Source organism: Nonomuraea sp. NPDC049400 (assembly GCF_044466425.1).
In the GTDB taxonomy this organism is placed as follows: domain Bacteria; phylum Actinomycetota; class Actinomycetes; order Streptosporangiales; family Streptosporangiaceae; genus Nonomuraea.
This window is the reverse complement of record NZ_JBITMP010000003.1, coordinates 245,812-264,295: the sequence shown is the minus strand read 5'-3', so window position 1 is coordinate 264,295 and position 18,484 is coordinate 245,812. Positions and strand designations below refer to the sequence as shown.

The 18,484-nt window shown below is 70.6% G+C and carries 20 protein-coding genes; 11 read left to right on the top strand and 9 right to left on the bottom strand.

Annotated features, from left to right (window positions below; genetic code table 11):
• Positions 1–8: 8 nt before the first annotated feature.
• Positions 9–650 carry a hypothetical protein gene (locus tag ACIBVN_RS05200; RefSeq protein ID WP_397132860.1) on the bottom strand — a complete coding sequence of 214 codons (642 nt, stop codon included), beginning with the start codon at positions 648–650 and terminating at the stop codon, positions 9–11.
• On the opposite strand from ACIBVN_RS05200, the gene ACIBVN_RS05195 reads away from it, so the two are divergent.
• The 5 genes from ACIBVN_RS05195 to ACIBVN_RS05175 all read left to right on the top strand — a co-directional run bounded on the left by ACIBVN_RS05195 (position 649) and on the right by ACIBVN_RS05175 (position 4,335).
• Positions 649–849, top strand: coding sequence for a putative leader peptide (locus ACIBVN_RS05195; protein WP_397132858.1), 201 nt, complete (start codon positions 649–651; stop codon positions 847–849). The genes ACIBVN_RS05200 and ACIBVN_RS05195 overlap by 2 nt on opposite strands.
• 108 nt (positions 850–957) lie before the next feature.
• The gene (locus ACIBVN_RS05190) at positions 958–2,646 is read left to right on the top strand and encodes a nitrite/sulfite reductase (protein WP_397132856.1); all 1,689 of its coding nucleotides are present in this window, start codon (positions 958–960) and stop codon (positions 2,644–2,646) included.
• On the top strand, positions 2,643–2,840 hold the full coding sequence (locus ACIBVN_RS05185) for an Insertion element protein (RefSeq protein WP_397132854.1): 198 nt from the start codon (positions 2,643–2,645) through the stop codon (positions 2,838–2,840). Before ACIBVN_RS05190 ends, ACIBVN_RS05185 begins: the two co-directional genes overlap by 4 nt.
• The gene (locus ACIBVN_RS05180; RefSeq protein WP_360708060.1) at positions 2,837–3,565 is read left to right on the top strand and encodes a phosphoadenylyl-sulfate reductase; all 729 of its coding nucleotides are present in this window, start codon (positions 2,837–2,839) and stop codon (positions 3,563–3,565) included. The genes ACIBVN_RS05185 and ACIBVN_RS05180 overlap by 4 nt, the downstream gene beginning before the upstream one ends.
• The gene (locus ACIBVN_RS05175; RefSeq protein ID WP_397132851.1) at positions 3,547–4,335 is read left to right on the top strand and encodes a sirohydrochlorin chelatase; all 789 of its coding nucleotides are present in this window, start codon (positions 3,547–3,549) and stop codon (positions 4,333–4,335) included. The genes ACIBVN_RS05180 and ACIBVN_RS05175 overlap by 19 nt, the downstream gene beginning before the upstream one ends.
• 6 nt (positions 4,336–4,341) lie before the next feature.
• Here the strand turns inward: ACIBVN_RS05175 and ACIBVN_RS05170 are convergent, their stop codons facing one another.
• Positions 4,342–5,073, bottom strand: coding sequence for a DUF1707 domain-containing protein (locus ACIBVN_RS05170; protein WP_397132849.1), 732 nt, complete (start codon positions 5,071–5,073; stop codon positions 4,342–4,344).
• 168 nt (positions 5,074–5,241) lie between these two features.
• Here ACIBVN_RS05170 and ACIBVN_RS05165 point away from each other — a divergent pair, with 168 nt between their 5' ends.
• Entirely contained in the window at positions 5,242–6,579 is a 1,338-nt protein-coding gene (locus ACIBVN_RS05165; protein WP_397132847.1) for an ankyrin repeat domain-containing protein, read from the top strand.
• 143 nt (positions 6,580–6,722) lie between these two features.
• On the opposite strand, the gene ACIBVN_RS05160 is transcribed toward ACIBVN_RS05165, so the two are convergent.
• The 4 genes from ACIBVN_RS05160 to ACIBVN_RS05145 all read right to left on the bottom strand — a co-directional run bounded on the left by ACIBVN_RS05160 (position 6,723) and on the right by ACIBVN_RS05145 (position 10,467).
• A complete protein-coding gene (locus tag ACIBVN_RS05160; RefSeq protein WP_360700564.1) occupies positions 6,723–7,298 on the bottom strand; it encodes an HD domain-containing protein in 576 nt (191 codons plus the stop codon).
• 450 nt (positions 7,299–7,748) lie between these two features.
• The gene (locus ACIBVN_RS05155) at positions 7,749–8,951 is read right to left on the bottom strand and encodes a serine hydrolase domain-containing protein (protein WP_397132844.1); all 1,203 of its coding nucleotides are present in this window, start codon (positions 8,949–8,951) and stop codon (positions 7,749–7,751) included.
• A 74-nt stretch (positions 8,952–9,025) separates the two neighbouring features.
• The gene (locus tag ACIBVN_RS05150) at positions 9,026–9,916 is read right to left on the bottom strand and encodes a maleylpyruvate isomerase N-terminal domain-containing protein (RefSeq protein ID WP_397132842.1); all 891 of its coding nucleotides are present in this window, start codon (positions 9,914–9,916) and stop codon (positions 9,026–9,028) included.
• Positions 9,916–10,467, bottom strand: coding sequence for a sigma-70 family RNA polymerase sigma factor (locus ACIBVN_RS05145; protein ID WP_397132840.1), 552 nt, complete (start codon positions 10,465–10,467; stop codon positions 9,916–9,918). The genes ACIBVN_RS05150 and ACIBVN_RS05145 overlap by 1 nt, the downstream gene beginning before the upstream one ends.
• A 157-nt stretch (positions 10,468–10,624) precedes the next feature.
• On the opposite strand from ACIBVN_RS05145, the gene ACIBVN_RS05140 reads away from it, so the two are divergent.
• Together ACIBVN_RS05140 and glgX are read left to right on the top strand one after the other, a co-directional pair.
• On the top strand, positions 10,625–11,050 hold the full coding sequence (locus ACIBVN_RS05140; RefSeq protein WP_397132838.1) for an OsmC family peroxiredoxin: 426 nt from the start codon (positions 10,625–10,627) through the stop codon (positions 11,048–11,050).
• 145 nt (positions 11,051–11,195) lie between these two features.
• Positions 11,196–13,319 (top strand): glycogen debranching protein GlgX, encoded by a 2,124-nt coding sequence (glgX, locus tag ACIBVN_RS05135; RefSeq protein WP_397132837.1) that lies wholly within the window; start codon positions 11,196–11,198, stop codon positions 13,317–13,319.
• Positions 13,320–13,323: 4 nt separating this feature from the next.
• Here glgX and ACIBVN_RS05130 read toward each other — a convergent pair whose 3' ends face one another.
• Both ACIBVN_RS05130 and ACIBVN_RS05125 read right to left on the bottom strand, forming a co-directional pair.
• Positions 13,324–13,719: a hypothetical protein gene (locus ACIBVN_RS05130; protein ID WP_397132836.1), complete on the bottom strand. Its 396-nt coding sequence runs from the start codon at positions 13,717–13,719 to the stop codon at positions 13,324–13,326.
• Between the two features lie 105 nt (positions 13,720–13,824).
• Positions 13,825–14,211 carry a winged helix-turn-helix transcriptional regulator gene (locus ACIBVN_RS05125; protein WP_397132835.1) on the bottom strand — a complete coding sequence of 129 codons (387 nt, stop codon included), beginning with the start codon at positions 14,209–14,211 and terminating at the stop codon, positions 13,825–13,827.
• Positions 14,212–14,271: 60 nt separating this feature from the next.
• On the opposite strand from ACIBVN_RS05125, the gene ACIBVN_RS05120 reads away from it, so the two are divergent.
• Positions 14,272–14,655 (top strand): YybH family protein, encoded by a 384-nt coding sequence (locus ACIBVN_RS05120; protein ID WP_397132834.1) that lies wholly within the window; start codon positions 14,272–14,274, stop codon positions 14,653–14,655.
• 192 nt (positions 14,656–14,847) lie between these two features.
• Positions 14,848–15,882, top strand: a complete 1,035-nt coding sequence (locus ACIBVN_RS05115) for a DUF4331 family protein (protein WP_397132833.1) — start codon at positions 14,848–14,850, stop codon at positions 15,880–15,882.
• On the opposite strand, the gene ACIBVN_RS05110 is transcribed toward ACIBVN_RS05115, so the two are convergent.
• Entirely contained in the window at positions 15,861–16,829 is a 969-nt protein-coding gene (locus ACIBVN_RS05110) for a LysR family transcriptional regulator (RefSeq protein WP_397132832.1), read from the bottom strand. The genes ACIBVN_RS05115 and ACIBVN_RS05110 overlap by 22 nt on opposite strands.
• Positions 16,830–17,163: 334 nt before the next feature.
• Here ACIBVN_RS05110 and ACIBVN_RS05105 point away from each other — a divergent pair, with 334 nt between their 5' ends.
• Positions 17,164–18,480, top strand: a complete 1,317-nt coding sequence (locus tag ACIBVN_RS05105) for a CHASE3 domain-containing protein (RefSeq protein ID WP_397132831.1) — start codon at positions 17,164–17,166, stop codon at positions 18,478–18,480.
• Positions 18,481–18,484: the final 4 nt, after the last annotated feature.

The window sequence follows — 18,484 nt, the reverse complement described above, 5'->3', positions numbered from 1 at the left end:
CGTGACCCCTACGGCCGCGGCGCGCTGTACCAGCGCCATTCGGTGAGGCGCGGGCGGCCGGGAAGCTCGGCCCGCCCGGTGGCCCACAGCAGGGTCGTCCACGGATCCGTGTCGCGCGGGGCGTCGGGGAACAGCCGGGCCAGCACCCGCGCGCACATGCCCGCCGGTGGAGCCCAGGTGAGACCGAGGCCCTCGGCCAGGTCGTGGGTGTGCACGAGCGTCTCCACGATGCCCATCGCGGCCGAGCCCTCGCCGTCGGCCGCGCCGAAGCCATGGTGCGCGCGGATCTGCGGCGGCGCGGTGCGTACCATCGCGACCAGCAGCGCGCCGCACGCCTCCAGCACCTGCAGCAGCCCGGCCGGCCCGGCCTCGCGGTCGGCGTGGATGGTGTTAGCGGGGCCCTCCGGCGTGCGGGCCTCCAGGACGAACGGGACGTAGGTGTCCACCGGAGGCGTCCTGAGCCCGAGCTGGGCGGCGTAGGCGAACAGGTCGTCCGCCAGGTGCTCGACCGTCTCCCAGCACGTCCACTCCAGCGATCCGGCCTTGCCGTCCCAGGCGCTCTCGGGCGCCTCCCGCAGGGTGGCGACGGCCAGCCGTACGGCCTCGTCGAGGTCTTCGGCGGTCACGGGCGACGGCGCGGCTTCGGGCATGCCCGGCACTCTACCGGCTTGCGAACGCCATGAAACGCCACGAAACACTGGACAGTCCCACACTCTGGACCCCGTCTTGGACATACGGGACGGCCCGAGTATCTTCTTAGGTATGCCAGCGGACCCCATGCTCGTCGGTCGACGCCACGTCGACCTCCAGCGTGTCCGCAGTGCCATCTGTTGCGACGCCCGCCTGTAACCCCATCCTTTTCTACCGCTGAGCGCGTCGCACACCTCCTCTCCACCCCTGCCCTCGACGACGAGGCAGGAGGAACCCTGCGCGCGCCCATGATCCTAAGGACGCGCAATGAGCACCCCTGCCAGCCGCACACCTGCCAGCAGGCACCACAAGCGCCCGCGCGGCGAAGGCCAGTGGGCTCTCGGTTACCGTGAGCCGCTCAACAAGAACGAAGAGAACAAGAAGAACGACGACGGCCTCAACGTCCGCCAGCGCATCATCGACATCTACTCCAAGCGGGGCTTCGACTCGATCGACCCGGCCGACCTGCGTGGCCGCATGCGCTGGTACGGCCTCTACACCCAGCGCAAGCCCGGGATCGACGGCGGCAAGACCGCCATCCTGGAGCCGGAGGAGCTCGACGACCGCTACTTCATGCTGCGTGTGCGCATCGACGGCGGCCAGCTCGACCTCGCCCAGCTGCGCACGATCGCGGACATCTCCAACAAGTACGGCCGCGGCACCGCCGACCTGACCGACCGCCAGAACATCCAGCTGCACTGGATCGAGATCGAGTCGGTGCCGGACATCTGGGAGCGTCTGGAGGCCGTGGGCCTGTCCACCACCGAGGCGTGCGGCGACACCCCGCGCGTCATCCTGGGCTGTCCGCTGGCCGGCATCGACGCCGACGAGGTGCTCGACGCGACCGAGCAGATCCGCGAGGTGCAGGACCGGGTCGTGGGGAACCCGGCGTACTCCAACCTGCCCCGTAAGTTCAAGTCGGCGGTGAGCGGCTGCCCGGCCCACTGCACGGTGCACGAGATCAACGACGTGGCGTTCGTCGGCGTGGTGAACGAGCAGGGCGAGGCCGGCTACGACCTGTGGGTCGGCGGCGGTCTGTCGACCAACCCGATGCTGGGCAAGCGGCTCGGCGTGTTCGTCCGGCCGGACCAGGTGACCGACGTCTACGAGGGCGTCGTCGGGATCTTCCGTGACTACGGGTACCGGCGGCTGCGCCACCGGGCCCGCATCAAGTTCCTGGTCAACGACTGGGGAACGGAGAAGTTCCGGGAGATCCTCGAGACCGAGTACCTCAAGGCGCCGCTGCCCGACGGGCCCGCCCCCGAGCAGCCGCGCGGCAGCCGCCGCGACCACGTCGGCGTCTTCCCGCAGAAGGACGGCAACTTCTACGTCGGCTTCGCGCCCAAGGTGGGCCGGCTCGACGGGGACAAGCTGCACCTGATCGCCGACATCGCCGAGCGGCACGGCTCCGGCAGGGTCCGCACGACGGTCGAGCAGAAGATGGTCATCCTCGACGTCGCGCCCGGCCAGGTCGACTCGATCGTGGCCGAGCTGGAGGCCAACGACCTGCAGGTCAAGCCGTCCACGTTCCGCCGCCAGACGATGGCCTGCACCGGCATCGAGTACTGCAAGCTGGCCATCGTCGAGACCAAGGCCACGGCCGCCGATCTGATCGACGAGCTGGAGCGCCGGTTGCCGTCGTTCGCCGAACCGCTGACCATCAACGTCAACGGCTGCCCCAACTCCTGCGCCCGCATCCAGGTCGCCGACATCGGCCTGAAGGGCCAGCTCGTGGTGGACGAGAACGGCGACCAGGTCGAGGGCTTCCAGATCCACCTGGGCGGCTCCCTGGGCGTCAACGCCGGCTTCGGGCGCAAGGTCCGCGGGCTCAAGACCACCGCCAAGGCGCTGCCCGACTACGTGGAGCGCGTCGTCAAGCACTACGACGCCCAGAAGAAGGAAGGCGAGTCGTTCGCCGACTGGGTGCAGCGAGCCGACGAGGCGGACCTGAAATGAGCGAGCGAGCGGTCCCGTTCCACTGCCCCTACTGCGGCGACGAGGACCTCGAACCCTACGAGGGCGAGCTCAATGTCGCCGGGTCCGCGACGACTCTGGATGTCGCCGGGTCCGCGACGGGTGGCGGCTGGTACTGCCGCGCCTGCGCCCGCGCCTTCAAGCTCAAGTTTCTCGGGATCGGAGTGAAGATATGACGCTCGTGGACATCGAGGTCGGTCTGAAACAGCAGCGCGGCACGCTCGACCTGCAGGACATCGTCGAGTCCGCCGCGACGTTCCTCGAGGGCGCCCCTGCCCGCGAGATCATCCGTTGGGCGGCGGCGACGTTCGGCGACCGGCTGTGCCTGACCTCCTCGATGAGCGACGCCCTGCTGATCGACCTGGTGAGCAGGGTCAAGCCCGGCGTGGACGTGCTGTTCATCGACACCGGCTACCACTTCGCCGAGACGATCGGCACGCGTGACGCGGTGCGCCAGGTCTATGACGTCAACGTGATCGACATCAAGCCGTCGCGGACGGTCGAGGAGCAGGATCGCGACCTCGGCCCGCGCCTGTTCGGCCGCAACCCCGACCTGTGCTGCTACCTGCGCAAGGTGGAGCCGCTCAACCGGGCGCTGGAGCCGTACCTGGCGTGGATCTCCGGCATCCGCCGCGACGAGTCGCCCAGCCGCGCGGACTCCAAGGTCGTCGAGTGGGACGCCAAGCGGCAGATGGTCAAGGTCAACCCGATCGCGGCCTGGACCCAGGAGGACGTCGACAACTACATCGCCGACAACGGGGTCCTGATCAACCCGTTGCACTACGACAACTACCCCTCGATCGGCTGCGCGCCGTGCACGCGGCAGGTCGCGGAGGGCGAGGATCCGCGCAGCGGACGCTGGGCGGGCCTGGGGAAGGTCGAATGCGGCATTCACCTGTGATCCCCAGCAGGGGACCTGTCCCGTTGGCAGGCGGGACGGCCCCCGGCCGCGTGCCACTGGTGGCGGTGGCGCACGGATCGCGAGATCCGCGTGCCGCCGCCACCGTGGCCGCGCTGCTCGACCAGGTGCCTCTGGACGTGCGCGTGGCGTACCTCGATCATTGCGCCCCCACGCTCTCGCAGGCCCTGAGCGGCCTGCGGGAGGCGGTCGTGCTGCCCCTGCTGCTCACGGAGGCCTACCACAGCCGGGTGGACCTGCCCGCGGCCCTGAACGAGGTCCGGGCCCGCGAGCCGCGGCTGCGCGTGCACTACGGCGCCACGCTGGGGCCCCACCCGCTGCTGCTGTCGGCGCTGGAGCGGCGGCTGGCCGAGGCCGGCGTGCCTGCGGGGGATCCGGACACGGCGGTGGTGCTGGTGTCGGCGGGTTCGAGCGACGCCAGGGCCAACGCGGTGATCGCGGACATGGCGCGCGCGTGGCGGCGTTCCGGCTGGTGGACGGTGTCGGCCGCCTATGCCTCGGCCGCCGGCCCCACCCCCGCCGAGGCGGTCGCCGCGCTCAGGCGGGCGGGCGCCCCGAAGGTGGCCGTCGCGCCGTACCTGCTGGCGCCCGGCTTCTTCGCGGACAAGGTACGGCGCAGCACGCTGGAAGCGGGCGCCACGGTGGTGTCGGACGTCCTGGGCCCGGCTCCGGAGCTGGTGGACGTGCTCCTGGAACGTTACGAGGCGGCCCAGCAGTCGACGCGGCGGCAGCCGGTGCCGCTGGCCGGCTGAGCCTCCTCAGTAGCCCCTTCTCGGGTCGCGGCGCTCCTCGCGGAGCTGGTCGCGCATCTGCCTGCCGAGTTCGCGGCCCTCTTGCCGCATCTGCCTGCCGAGGGCCCGCCAGTCCTCGCCGTGCAGTCGCTGCCAGTGTTCGCGCCAGGCCGCGAACCCGCGCCGCAGCGGCTTCGCCTGCGAGTCGCCGATCACCTTGACGTCGCCCATCACCGCGTACGCGTGCACGCGCACCACGGGGACGTTCATGCCGGGGGCCGCCTCCAGGACGTCCACCTTCTTGTTGCCCATGATGGCCATGCCGTCGAGGTCCACGTTCACGCCGTCGGGGACGATGATCTTCACGTCGCCCATCACGGAGACGGCGGTGATGTCCACCGTGTCGGTGCGCACCTCGGCCTCGCGCAGGTCGAGCAGCACGTCGCCCATCACGGCGACCGCGCCCAGCTCCTGGTCGATCCGCCAGGTGCCGCGCCGCTTGGTGTCGCCCATGACCCCCACGAACCAGCGCCGCTTCCGGCCTTCGCGGTGCACGGGAGCGGGCGCGGGCATGGCTCCGGACGGCAGGTCCTGGATGAGCAGGGCCAGCTCCGCGTGCGTGGTCGCGGTATAGGCGGCCTCCGTGCGATCGGTCAGCTCGGCGAGCGTGAGCCTGCCCTCCACCGAGGCGACACGGAGCTGCTCGACGACGGCCTCGCGCTCGGCGTCCGAGGCGCGGAGCTCACCGGGATCAGTCATAGTCGCAACATATCGCGTTTGCCCGGGGTTTCAGCTCCTCCCCCGGGAGGAAAACCTGTCATCCCTTGGAGGTGTTTGAACCCGGACGGGGCTTTGGCGCGTACCAAGCGATGACACGGGGCCCTGACATGGTCCGGGGCGCGGCCGGACCAGGTTAGGGTCCCTGTCATGCATGAGGAACAGCTCTACCGTGCGGCGTTGAACGGCGAGTCCGAGACCGTGGGCAAGCTGCTGGCCGGCGGCGCCGACCCCAACAGTGAGAGTGAAGAGGGGCTGCCGCTGTGTGCGGCCGCCGCGTGGGACCGCGTCGAGGTGGCCGAGGTGCTGCTGACGGCCGGGGCCGACGTGAACGGCCGGGAGTCCGGCGGCTGGACGGCGCTGCTCTGGGCCGCCACCAACGGCCACGCCGCTGTCGCCAGGGCGCTGATCGAGGCGGGGGCCGAGCTCGACGCGGCCAACGACGACGGCGACACCCCGCTCACGCTGGCCGCCAGGCGCGGCGCGCTGGGCGTGGTCCAGGTGCTGCTGGAGGCCGGCGCCGATCCGGCCAAGTACGACGGCGACGGCGACACCCCGCTCGACATCGCCACCTCCTGGGTGGGCGTGCACCTGGAGAGCGCGCTGCTCGACCAGATCCAGCAGGAGGGCTGGGAGTACGTCGTGGCCCGCCAGTACGCCAAGGACGGCACCGAGCTCGTCACGGTGGCCGGGCGCTCGGCCGACGGCTCCGAGACCGAGCAGGTGCAGGCCCAGCGCGGCCACGCCGCCGTCGCGACCCTGCTGGAGGACGCCGAGGGCACGTACACGCCGGTGGAGCAGCTGGTGGCGCGGGCCGTGGCGCACCGCGACGTCGACGAGGACGCCGAGACCTGGTGGGTCGTGGCCGACACGCTGGGCAAGCGGGCGGACGAGGAGACCTTCGAGGCGCTGGCCCGGCTGTGCGCGAGCGAGGACGCCAGGGAGCGGGAGTTCGGGGTGGACGCGATCGCCCAGTTCGGGTTCGCGGAGGGCGAGAAGCCGTACCTCGAGAGGACTCTGCCGCTGCTGCAGAAGATGGTCACCACGGAGGGCAATCCGCAGGTGCTCCGGTCGGTGCTGGCCGCGCTCGGCCACCAGGGCGACCCCAGGGCGCTGCCGTACGTGCTGGACGTCATCGGGCGTCCCGGGCACAAGCGCACGATGACGGACGCGATCGCGCTGGCCGACGTGCTGCCGCCGGACCACGAGGAGGGTCTGGCGCTGCTGATCGGGATGACGGAGGACGAGGACGCCGAGGTCCGCGACTGGGCCACCGCCGGGCTCGCCGGGCTGTCGGCCGACACGCCCCGGATCCGGGAGGCTCTGGCCGCCCGCCTCACCGACTCCGACCTCCGCACGGTGGCCGAGGCCACGCGCGGGCTGCTGGTCCGCGGGGATGAGCGGGCGTCGCGAGGGGTGGAGCGGGTGCTGGCGGAGAGCGACGACGAGTACGCCAGGGACCTGGTCACCCAATCGCCCACCGACTGATCACGTCACCTGCGGCCACCCCGCCGCTCGGTCGCCGGGACGCCCTCCCTTGAGCGCTCCGAAGGCCGAGAGGCGGGCTCGCCACACCGCAGGGCCGTGGCGGCGCACCGCAGGGCTCCGCCGGGGCGGGGCGGCGGGTGGGCTCAGTCGCCGTTGAGCACGCGCGTCACCCATTCCAGGGTCCCCGTGCGCAGGGCCTCCTCGGCGAGGCGCTTCCCGGTCGGGGTCGTGATCGCGGCCAGCGAGCTGTCGATCCACCCCTGGACGTTCTGGTGTCCCTGCTCCCGGTATTCGACGGCTTGGATGAGGCATTCCAGCTTGTCGGCGTCCCGGGCGCAGACGGCTTCGAGGCTGGCCTTCTCCTCGTACTCCCCCACCGCGTCGGCCACCATGTCCGCCACCTCGGCGGGCACGCCCCGCACCTGGTCGGCGGTGACGTCCTCGTTGGAGGCGGCTTTGAGATAACGCTTGCCGATGTACGGGATGTCGGTGATGCGGGTCTCCTGCGTGTCGTGGAAGAGGCTCATGAACGCGGCCCGCTCCGGATTGCCGCCCTCGAGCCTGGCGATCATGCCGGCGATGACGGCCGCGCGGAACGAGTGGTCGGCGATGCTCTCCGGATCGCGCACGCCCGCGACCAGCCACCCGGTGCGCTTGTACCGCTTGAGCAGCCCGAACTCGTACAACAACCCCGCCAGCCCCGTCACCTCGTCCTCCACGGTGACCCCCTCTCCTCTATGTGCCGAGCCCAGACGAAGCCCGGGCGAAATTCCACGGTACCGGCCGGCGACAAATGCCGTGACCAAATAAATGGTCACGGCATTTGCCGGCTACCGCCGTCGAAAATGCTCAAGCGTTTTCCCGCCCGGCGGCGGCGCGGGACCGACTTCACGTGCGGGACGTAACCGGCGTCCGCCCGGCCGGCGGGGTAGACTTCGCTGTCCTGGTCCATGTGGTGGTGCTGGCGGTTTCCGACTTTCAGGATTCACGCGCATTCGTTTCTGTCCATCGGTAGATCGGCCAGAAATCCGGTGCCCGCTGTCCCGGCAGGCGCTCGGACACAATCAGGCCTACCCATGCGCTTATTCTCGCCTACCTCCTCGAACCCAAACAACGCGTCAAGTCCTGCAGGCGCCCTTCCGGCATTTCCGGTCAAATTACGCGAACACTCAATCGTCGAGCGCCGCGTACGCAACCGTCCAGAAGTCCTGGAACACGCGCGGCGGCCGCGGCGAGTCGAGGGCCCGCTGGGTGAGCAGGATGCCCACCATGTCCTCGGCAGGATCGACGGACATCGTGGTGCCCAGGCCGCCGCTCCAGCCGAACCGCCCCGGCTTGGCGGCCAGGTCCTCCCGGCGGCCGTTGATCCCGAACCCGAACCCCCAGCCGCCGCCCGAGCCGAAGAAGATCTCGTTGCCCGCCTTCTGCTCCGGCGTGAGGTGGTCGGTGGTCATGAGCTCGACCGACGCCCGCGACAGGAGCCGGCCGCCGTCGTACCGGCCCTTGGCGAGCAGCATGCGGCAGAAGGCCAGGTAGTCGTCGGCGGTCGAGAGCAGGCTCGGCCCGCCGCCGCCGGACGGGAAGGCCGGTGGACGGTCCCAGGCCCCGTCCCGAGGGCTCTCCCGGCGCACCAGCTTCCCCGTCGCGGGGTCGGCGGCGTATGACTCCGCCATCCGGCCGAGCTTCGCCGCCGGCAGGTGGAAGCCGGTGTCCCGCATCCCGAGCGGCTCGAAGACCCGCTCGCGCAGGAACTCGTCGAACGGCCGCCCCGCGGCACGCGCGATCAGCACGCCGAGCACATCCGCCGAGGTGTGGTACATCCACGCGGCTCCCGGCTGGTGGACGAGCGGCAGCGCGCCGAGCCGCTTGATCCACTCATCGGTCCCGAACGGCGGCCCGTCCGGCCCGACCCCGAGCCCGGCCTCCTCGATCGCCCGCTGGATCGGGTAGCTGCCGGGAGCCGACATGATCGCTCCCAGACCGAGGCGGAAGGTCAGCAGGTCGCGCGTGGTGATCGAGCGCTCGGCGGGCACGGTGTCGTCGATCGGCCCGTCGATCCGCCGCAGCACGCGCCGCCCGGCCAGCTCGGGGATCAGGTCGTCCACCGGGTCGTCCAGCCGCAGCCGGCACTCCTCGAGGAGGATCATCGCGGCCACGGCGGTGATCGCCTTCCCCATCGACGCGATGCGGAAGACGGTGTCCCGCCGCATGGGAGCCGCCCCGCCGACCTCCGTCGTGCCGTGCTCGCTCACGTACGTCTCGCCGCGCCGATGCACGAGCGCCACCAGCCCCGGGACGTCACCGCGCGCGACGGCGCCGTCGAGCACCTCCCGCATCCGACCGAGTCCGGCCTGGGACAGCCCACCGCTCATCGTGACTCCCTCGTGTCGATCCGGCTCGCGTTCTCACCAGGACAGACCCGCGGGCGCCCCGGAACTCATCGGTGTCAGGGGCCGGAAAGTGCGGGTGCCGTGGTGAGGACGTCCCTGGCCAGCGAGAGGTCGCCGGCCAGATCGGCGGGGAACTCGGCCGGGTCTCCCCGGCCGCCCAGCAGGAAGCAGAACTTGACCACGTCCGCCGTTATGTGCGCGTCCGGCGTGCCGGGCCCGGCGTCCTCCACGCCCAGCGGGATCTGCCACTCTCCCCCGCCCTCGCCGGTCAGGATGAGGTGGAGGGTGCGGCCGGAGCCGTCGAGGCCCGACAGGAGCATCGTCCAGGGCAGCAGGCGGGCGCACAGGTCGGCGGTCGGGCGGATGTGGCCGGCGACCGGGTCGGGCAGGCGGATCCGGGCGGTCTGGGCGGCGTCGGCGGTGTGGATCCAGGTCTCCAGGCACCTGGCCAGGATGTGGTCCCGCACCGGCACCTCCATCCCGTCCAGCGTCGCGGGGGTCGTGGGCGGCAGATCCGTCAGGTGGCGGCAGAGGGCGTCCGCCTGGGCTCGCCAGTCCCTTCTCGTCTGCTCGGGGCTGCGGGTGCGCTCGTAGGCCTGCACGTCGTCCGTACGTCCAAGCGAGTCCGCCGCGCCGATGGGCGGGCCCAGCACGGGAGCTCCCACGGAGGCGGCCAGCAGTCCGTCCTTGGCGGCCAGATGGGCGACGAGCTCCTGGAGGGTCCAGCCCTCGACGATCACGCGCGACCAGTCGTCGTCCTCGGCGGAGGCGAGCAGCGCGTCCATGGCGGCCACCCGGCCCGCGTACGGCTCCGCCCAGGGCGCGGTGGGGGCCGCGGGCCTGCGCCGGGCCCGCGCCCCGGCCAGGAGCTGGGGCCGCAACGAGCGGGCCGGCACCCCGGGGTCCTCCATCATCGCGTCCAGGTAGAGGCGCTCGACGGGGTCCATTACACCTCTTCCTCCGCAAGCGCGTCCGCCAGGCGTCTCAGCGCCAGCCGGATGCGCGATTTGGCCGTGCCCTCGGGCACGCCCAGTTCCTCTCCCACCTGCCGGTAGGTCCTGCCGCCGAAGTAGGCCAGCTCCACCGCCTCCCGGAGACCGTCGGGCAGCGACGTCACCGCCTGCCGCACCCGCGCGGCCTCGTCGGCGGCGAGCACGGTGTCCTCGAGTCTCGCAGGTTCGCGCTCGAACAGCCTCGGTCCCAGCGCCGACACCCGCCGGCGCTCCTCGGCGCGCACGTGGTCGACCGCGCGCCGGTGCGCGATCGTGGCCAGCCACGCGCGTAAGGTGCCGCGCTCGGGGTCATAGGCCAGCGGCCGCTCCCAGAAGATCAGAAAGACCTCCTGAGTGATGTCCTCGGCGATCACCCGGTCCCTGGTGACCCGCAGAGCGAGACCGAAGATCAGCGGGGAGAGCCGATCGTAGACCTCACCCAGTGCGGACTCGTCGCCGCCGACCACCCGCTGGTGCAGCAGGCGGTCGTCGTACGGTGCCTCCACTGGCACCACGCTCCCGTGTAATCCGGACCAAGGCGGCGGGTGCGCCGCGACCCGAGCATGTCATTATTCGCCGGAAAAGTAGAGCCGGATGACCGGCGAACCGCACTTTGCCTGCTCGCGATAAGGTCGGAGGACCACCACGGAGGGAGCAAACGTCATGGCCACCACCCGCACCGCCACCACGCAGTGGAAGGGCGCTCTGCTCGACGGCTCGGGCACCGTCTCGCTCGACACCTCGGGCGTGGGCACGTTCGAGGTCTCCTGGCCGTCGAGGGCCGAGGCGGCGGGCGGCAAGACGTCCCCAGAGGAGCTCATCGCGGCCGCCCACTCCTCCTGCTTCTCGATGGCGCTCGCGCACGGGCTCAACGGCGCCGGCACTCCGCCGGAGTCGCTGCAGACCAGCGCCGACGTGACGTTCCAGCCGGGTGAGGGCATCACGGGCATCGTGCTCACGGTGAAGGGCCACGTGCCGGGCATCTCGGCCGAGCAGTTCCAGGAGGCGGCCGAGACGGCCAAGGCCAACTGCCCGGTCAGCAAGGCCCTGACGGGCACCACGATCACGCTCAAGGCCGAGCTGCTCTGACGGTTCCACGCTTGCCGACACGCCCGCGGGCGCCCCTTTGCCACGCGTTGGGGTGCCCGGTGCCCAGAGCCGGAAACCCCCTGTACGAAGGGCGATCGGGTTATTGAGAGACCAAGAGCACGTTCGCATGCGACAATACGGTCACATGCGTGAGGTCTGGCCGGGCGAGCCCTATCCCCTCGGCGCTACCTGGGATGGCGTGGGCACCAGCTTTTCGGTGTTCTCGGAGGTCGCCGAGCGGGTCGAGCTGTGCCTGTTTCACGATGACGGCACCGAGGAGCGGATCGATCTGCCCGAGGTGGACGGGTTCGTCTGGCATGGCTATCTGCCAGGCATCCAGCCGGGGCAGCGGTACGGCTACCGCGTGCACGGCCCGTACGACCCGTCCCACGGTCATCGGAGCAATCCCGCCAAACTGCTCCTCGACCCCTACGCCAAGGCCATCGACGGCGAGCTGACCTGGAACCAGGCGCTGTTCCCCTACTACTTCACCGACCCCTCCAGGCGCAACACCGAGGACAGCGGCCCCTACATGCCGAAGAACGTGGTCATCAACCCGTTCTTCGAGTGGGGCAACGACCGGCCGCCGCGCACCCCGTACCACCAGACCGTGATCTACGAGGCCCACGTGCGCGGGCTCACCATGCGCCACCCCGACGTGCCGCCCGACCAGCGCGGCACGTACGCGGCCATGGGGCACCCGGCGGTCATCGAGCACCTGCTGTCGCTCGGGGTGACGGCGGTCGAGCTGATGCCGGTGCACCACTACATCCCCGAGCACTTCCTGGTGGCCCGCGGTCTGACGAACTACTGGGGCTACAACACCATGGCCTACCTGGCGCCCCACGGCGGCTACTCCAGCGCGGGGACGCGGGGGCAACAGGTGCTGGAGTTCAAGGCGATGGTGCGCGCGCTGCACGAGGCGGGCATCGAGGTCATCCTCGACGTGGTCTACAACCACACCGCCGAGGGCGACCACATGGGGCCCACGCTGGGGTTCAGGGGGATCGACAACGCCGCCTACTACCGGCTGCACGACGGTGATCGGCGCTACTACCTCGACTACACCGGCTGCGGCAACTCTCTCAACGTACGCTCGCCGCACGCGCTGCAGCTGATCATGGACTCGCTGCGTTACTGGGTGCTCGACATGCACGTCGACGGGTTCCGCTTCGATCTGGCGTCGGCGCTGGCCAGGGAGTTGCACGATGTCGACCGGCTGAGCGCGTTCTTCGACCTGATCCAGCAGGACCCGGTGATCTCGCAGGTCAAGCTGATCGCCGAGCCGTGGGACGTGGGTCCCGGCGGCTACCAGGTCGGAAATTTCCCGCCATTGTGGACGGAGTGGAACGGGAAATACCGGGACATCGTGCGAGATTTCTGGAGGGGTACGCATTCCGCCCTCCCCGAGTTCGCCTCCCGCCTGACCGGCTCCGCCGACCTGTACGAGTCCTCCGGCCGCCGCCCGGTCGCCTCGATCAACTTCGTGACCTGCCACGACGGGTTCACCCTCGCCGACCTGGTCTCGTACGACCACAAGCACAACGAGGCCAACGGCGAGGACAACCGCGACGGCACCAACGACAACCGCTCCTGGAACTGCGGCGCGGAGGGCCCCGTCGAGGACCCCGGCATCGTCCAGCTCCGCCGCCGCCAGCGGCGCAACTTCCTGGCCACCCTGTTCCTGTCGCAGGGCGTGCCCATGCTCTCCCACGGCGACGAGCTCGGGCGCACCCAGCGCGGCAACAACAACGCCTACTGCCAGGACAACGAGCTGGCCTGGGTCGACTGGTCGATGGTGCACACGGAGCCGGAGCTGCTGGAGTTCGTCAGGGCGCTGTCGAAGCTGCGCCGCGAGCACCCGGTCTTCCAGCGCCGCCGCTTCTTCCATGGCCGCCATCCCGATGACGGCAAGCGCGACCTGGTCTGGCTCACTCCGGGCGGCAAGGAGATGACGGCGGGCGACTGGCACATCGGCTACGCCAAGTCGCTCATGGTCTACCTGAACGGCGAGGCCATCACCGAGCCGGGGCCGAGGGGCGAGCGGATCGTGGACGACTCGTTCCTGCTGCTCATCAACGCCCACCACGAGAACATGCCGTTCACGCTCCCTGGCGAGGAGTTCGGCACGGGGTGGGTGCCCGTGCTCGACACCAGCCACGACACGATGGAGGAGGCGTTCCTGGACGAGGGGTGGCAGGCGGCCGACCTCGTGGCCGTCACGGCCCGCTCGCTCCAGGTCCTCCGCCAGCCCCGCCGCGCCCGCTAGCCGTTCAGAACACGCGAGTCGCGCTGGCGGCGAGCAGCACCAGCGCGAACGTCGCCACCCCCGCCAGCCCGTGCAACGTCACCGCCAGGACCGGGAACCCGCGCCCGGCCACCTGGTGCCGGCCGCCCCCGAGCCATCGCGTGAACATCGCGAACCCCAGCAGCGTCGCCGCGGCCAGCCCCCCGAACGCCACCCACGTCAGCACCCGGCTCCCCGTGGCCAGCCCGGCCACCCAGCACACCAGCGCCGACATGGCCAGCGTCGGATGGGAGAACACCAGCGCGGCCGGGAACCGGGTCACCTTGGCCCGGCGCAGGCCGCCTCCGGACAGCCAGAAGTAGAGCAGGTACACCCCGGCGAAAGCGGCGATCGTCCACGCGGCAGCGGTGACCAGACCCACTGGGCCTCCCTCCCCATCCCTGCCGTCACGGTAAGCACATGAACGCCCGTACGTCCTCGGAATGCGCAAAAGCGCTATATGTCCTGAAACCATCCCCCTTGGCGGTCAGTCCGGGGAGGGTGGGCGGTGCTCGGCTCCCCAGTCCCACAGGGCCTGCAGCACGGGCCCGAGAGCGCGCCCCTGCCGGGTCAGCCGGTATTGGGTGCGGGGCGGCCAGCCGGGCTGACGGTGCCGGGTGAGGACGCCGGCCTGCGTCAGGTGCGCCAGCCGGTCCGACAGGACCTTGTCCGACAGCACGGGCAACGCGTCCCGGAGTTCGGTGAACGTACGCTCGCCCCGCAGGAGCTCGCGCACCACCAAGGTCGTCCAGCGCCCCCGCAGCACGGCGAGAGTGATCTCCACCGGGCAGCCGGGGTCGGGTTCGGTGACGGCCGCCAACGGGTCGTCAGGCAGCCCCGGCAGGACCGTATGGCCAACCGTTTGGTGAGTCACGATGGCGCCTCCTAGCGTTGCCGCATCTCAGGTGTTTCTACCTCACGGAAGGGACGGACGATGCGGGAGCTTGCGGAGCGGCCGCAGGACGTGCCGGCGGTGTTCGCCGAGCGGTTCAACAGCGGTGACCTGGCGGCGCTGGCGGAGGTGTACGAGAGCGGGGCGGTGTTCGTGCCCGAGCCGGGCGTGCCGCTGACCGGAGCGGAGGCCCAGACCGCCAACGCCGCGTTCGCCGGCCTCGGGGTGCCGATCAGCGTACGCCCGCGGCACGTCTACTCGAGCGGCGAGCTCGCGCTGCTGATCGTGGACTGGACGATCGACGGGACGAACGGCGACGGCGAGCACGTCCACATCGAGGGCACCGCCACCGACGTCGCCCGGCGCGGGCAGGACGGGCGCTGGCGGTACGCGATCGACAACCCGTTCGGCGTGCTGCGCCCGTGACGTCCGGGAGCCGCTGATGCGAGCTCCCGCCTTCGCGCAGGTGTGGGCTCCCGCAGGTCAGGGGCCGTTGTGGGGTTAACCCCACTGCTCGGCATGGGGCCGGCGGATGGCGATCGTGGAGGCTTCTCGACAGCCTTCGTCGCACGCTCTCACAAGACTGGAGTCAGGAAAGCGAGAGAATGCGAGAGCACCATGTCCCACCACCTCGATTCGCCCATCTCCCGCCAGGACCCCCGCCTGGACATCACGGACCTGTACGTCTTCCGCGGAGAGCGGGGGACCGTGTTCGTGACGAACCACAGTCACTCGCTCGCCGGCGAAGACATCCCGCGCGGACTGCACCCGGAGGGCCGGTACGAGTTCAAGATCGACGGCAACGGTGACGCCGTCGAGGACCTCACGTACCGCTTTACCTTCTCGAACGCCGACGCCGGCGGGGCCCAGGACTACGAGCTGCGCCGTCTGGCCGGACCGGAGGCCCGCGACGCCTTCGCGGCCGGCACGGTGATCGCCCAGGGCCGCACCGGCGAGACCGTCGAACTCGCGGGAGGTGGCCGGGTGTGGGCCGGCAGGGCGGGCGACCCGTTCTGGATCGAGGCGGACGTGCTGCACGCTGTCGGCCACGCGTTCCAGGACGGAACCATCATCGATCTGTCCTCCTGGAACCCCGCCGAGGCGAAGAACCTGTTCGCCGGGCACACGGTTCATTCGATCGTCCTGGAGCTCGCCGACGAAGAGCTGCTGCCGGTCGCGGGCAAGGACCACCGGATCGGCGTGTGGGGCCTGGCCTCGCTGGCCACTGACGCCGGCGGGTGGCGTGCGATCAACCGGGCCGGCCTGCCGATGATCCACCCGCTGTTCACCCAGTTCGACGAGGACCTCGGCGACCGCCTCAACATGAACGTCCCGGCCGACGACATCCAGATCCATGGTAAGCAGCTCACCGCCATGGTGGCGGGCGTGGTGCGCGCCTACGGCACCGCCGAGGACCCGGAGTCCTACGCCCGGACCGTCGTCGACAGGATCCTGCCCAATGTCCTGCCGTACACCGTCGGGACACCAGCCGCCTTCGGCTTCGCGGGGTGGAACGGCCGTTCGCTGACCGACAACGCCCCGGACGTCATGTTCTCCTTCGCCGCCAACACCCCCGTCACCCTGGGCATCGGTAAGGAGGCCGTCCCGGTCAAGCCGTCCTCGGTCTTCCCCTACGTGCCCTCCGCCTCCTGACCCGGCGACCCTGCGGCGGTGCGGCGTGAGCGCCCCTCCGCACGGCCGCCGTGGCTGCGGAGCCGCGACGTACTCCGGGCGGCCTCGACGAAGTCGCTGACGAGCGTGGACCGCCGTGCGTCGTCCCAGGCGAGGGCCACCTCGCCGGGCGGTACGTCGGTCACCGGGACGTAGGCGATGTCGGGGCGCGGGAAGAGGGCGGCGACCGGTTCCGGTACGAGAACGACGCCGCGCCCCGCTGTGACGTAACCGAGGAGTTCTTCCATGTCGTGGAAGGCGGGTCCCGGTGGCGGCCGGGTGCCGTCGGGGCGCGGCACGGCGTTCCAGACGGCCGCCCAGGCGGGCGTGGCGTCGGCGTACTGCAGGACCGGTTCGCCGGCGAGGGCGGTGATGCGAATCCCGCTCTCGCCGGCCAGGGGGTGCCGGGCAGGCAGGACAACGCTGAGCCGCTCCGGATACAGCGGCAGGACGCCCAGCCCGCCGGAGTCGACGGGCAGCCGTACGAAGCCGACCTCGACGGTGCCGTCCAGGAGCGGCTGCGCCTGGTTCCACCAGCGAATGCGGACCAGTTCGATCGGCACGTCGGGGTGGCCGGCGGAGAACGCGTTCAGCGCGGCGGTGACGTCCGTGCCGAGCATGAAGCCGACGGTCAGCGTGCGCTCGCCGGCACCGATGCGGCGGGCACGGTCCTGAGCGGCCCGTCCGGCGGCCAGCAGTCCCCTGGCGTCATGGAGGAACTGTTCACCGGCTGGGGTCAGCTTCACCTCCCTGCTGGTGCGGCTGAAGAGCACGACCCCGAGGTCGCGCTCCAGCTGCCGTACCTGGCGGGACAGTGCGGGCTGGGTGACGTGCAGGGCGAGTGCCGCCTGGCCGAAGTGCAGCCGCTCGGCCACGGCCACGAAGTACCGCAGCTTGCGCAGATCGAGATCCCTCGGGCCATCGAGCATCCCACTCCCACCCCTTCCTGCACTGATGCCCTGTGGTTATCGAACGCACCACAAGAGGAATTGGACCTGCCCATGTCAGCGGCTGAATACTCTCATTGAGCGTCTGGTACTCAGCACGGTGACGGGCGCTGGTATGCGCCGCGCCGTCCGGACTGTCCCGCTCAGCAGAGCGCCCAAGTCGCTGTAGGGGGAACGACGTGGTCAGGGTGCGGAGTCGTACGATTGCGCCGGCAGATCCATCGCTGGGCGGGGTATGAGGGCACGACGAGGGCACACGCGTCCGCGACTGGGACTTACGAGCCTCACGATTGCGGCGAGCGGCCTGCTTGCCCTGTTGATAGGTGTCGCGTTCGCCGTCCTGCTGTGGGTGATCGCTGACGCGAACAGCTCCACGTCGGCGAGACGCGCCTCCCGGACGGCCCTCGTCGAAGCCGGCAACCTGCAACAACTGGTCCTCGACCTCGAGACGGGGCAGCGGGGCTTCGTGATCACCAAGCGCGAGGAGTTCCTCCAGCCCTGGCAGGCGGCGCGAAAGGAGCTCGCTGCGGAGGCGCAGAGGTTCACAGAGACCGCTACCTCTCCCGAGCAACGGCGCGTTGCCGGGCAGATCACGCAGGGCATTGACTCTTTGCTGAACGACTACTCGGTTCCGCTGGTGGAGGCGGTTCGGCGGGGGGATTCCGCCGGGTCCAGTCTGGCGGCGACGGCCGAGGGGAAGCGGCGCGTCGATGCCTTGCGGGCCCAGTTCGACCAGTACACGGCGGACGAACGCGCCAAGCTCGCGGCGCGCGAGGACACCGCGGGGGCCAACGCGCGGCGGGCGGTGATCGCGGCAGGTGCGGGGCTGGCGGCATCGACTGCGCTTGTGGCGGCTTTCACGGTGCTCCAGCACCGCGCCGTCGTGCGGCCCGTCCGTGGGGCGGCGGCTGCGGCGGGGCGATTCGCCGGCGGCGACCTCGGCGTGCGGATCGTGCCCAGCAAGGTGGCGGAGATCGGTGCGCTGGGTGCGTCCTTCAACACCATGGCGGCCTCGTTGCAGGACAGCCGCAGGCGCATCATGGAAAGCGTCGAGGCGGTCCACCGGCGAACGGCCCGAGACCTGCACGACGGGGCACAGCAACGACTGGTCAGCCTGTTGATCGGGCTCCGGCTCACCCGGGAGCTGATCGCCGATGCGGACTCGACCGCGACGGATCTGCTGGACCAGTCCATCGCCGACGCGCAGACGGCGATCGACGAGCTGAGGGAACTCGCATGGGGTATCTACCCGTCCTCGCTCACCTTGAAGGGGCTGGGGGCGGCCGTGCGGGAGCTGGCGTCCCGGTGCCCGATACCCGTCGTCGTCACCGGCGACTGTGACAAGAGAATCCCCTCTGCCGTCGAATCGAACGCGTATTTCGTCGTGGCGGAGGCCGTGACGAACGCGGTCAAGCACGCCCAGGCGTCACAGATCGACATCTCCCTTGAGCTTGGGGAGATCCTGCGGATCCAAGTCGTCGACAACGGTGTCGGCGGTGTGGGCGCCGCCACGGCGGGCAGCGGTCTGACCGGGCTGGCGGAACGGGTGGCCGCCTTCGACGGGACGTTGACCATCGAGTCGCCCCCGGGCGGCGGCACCACGATCCTGGCGCAGATCCCGATACCGGCCTGAAGGT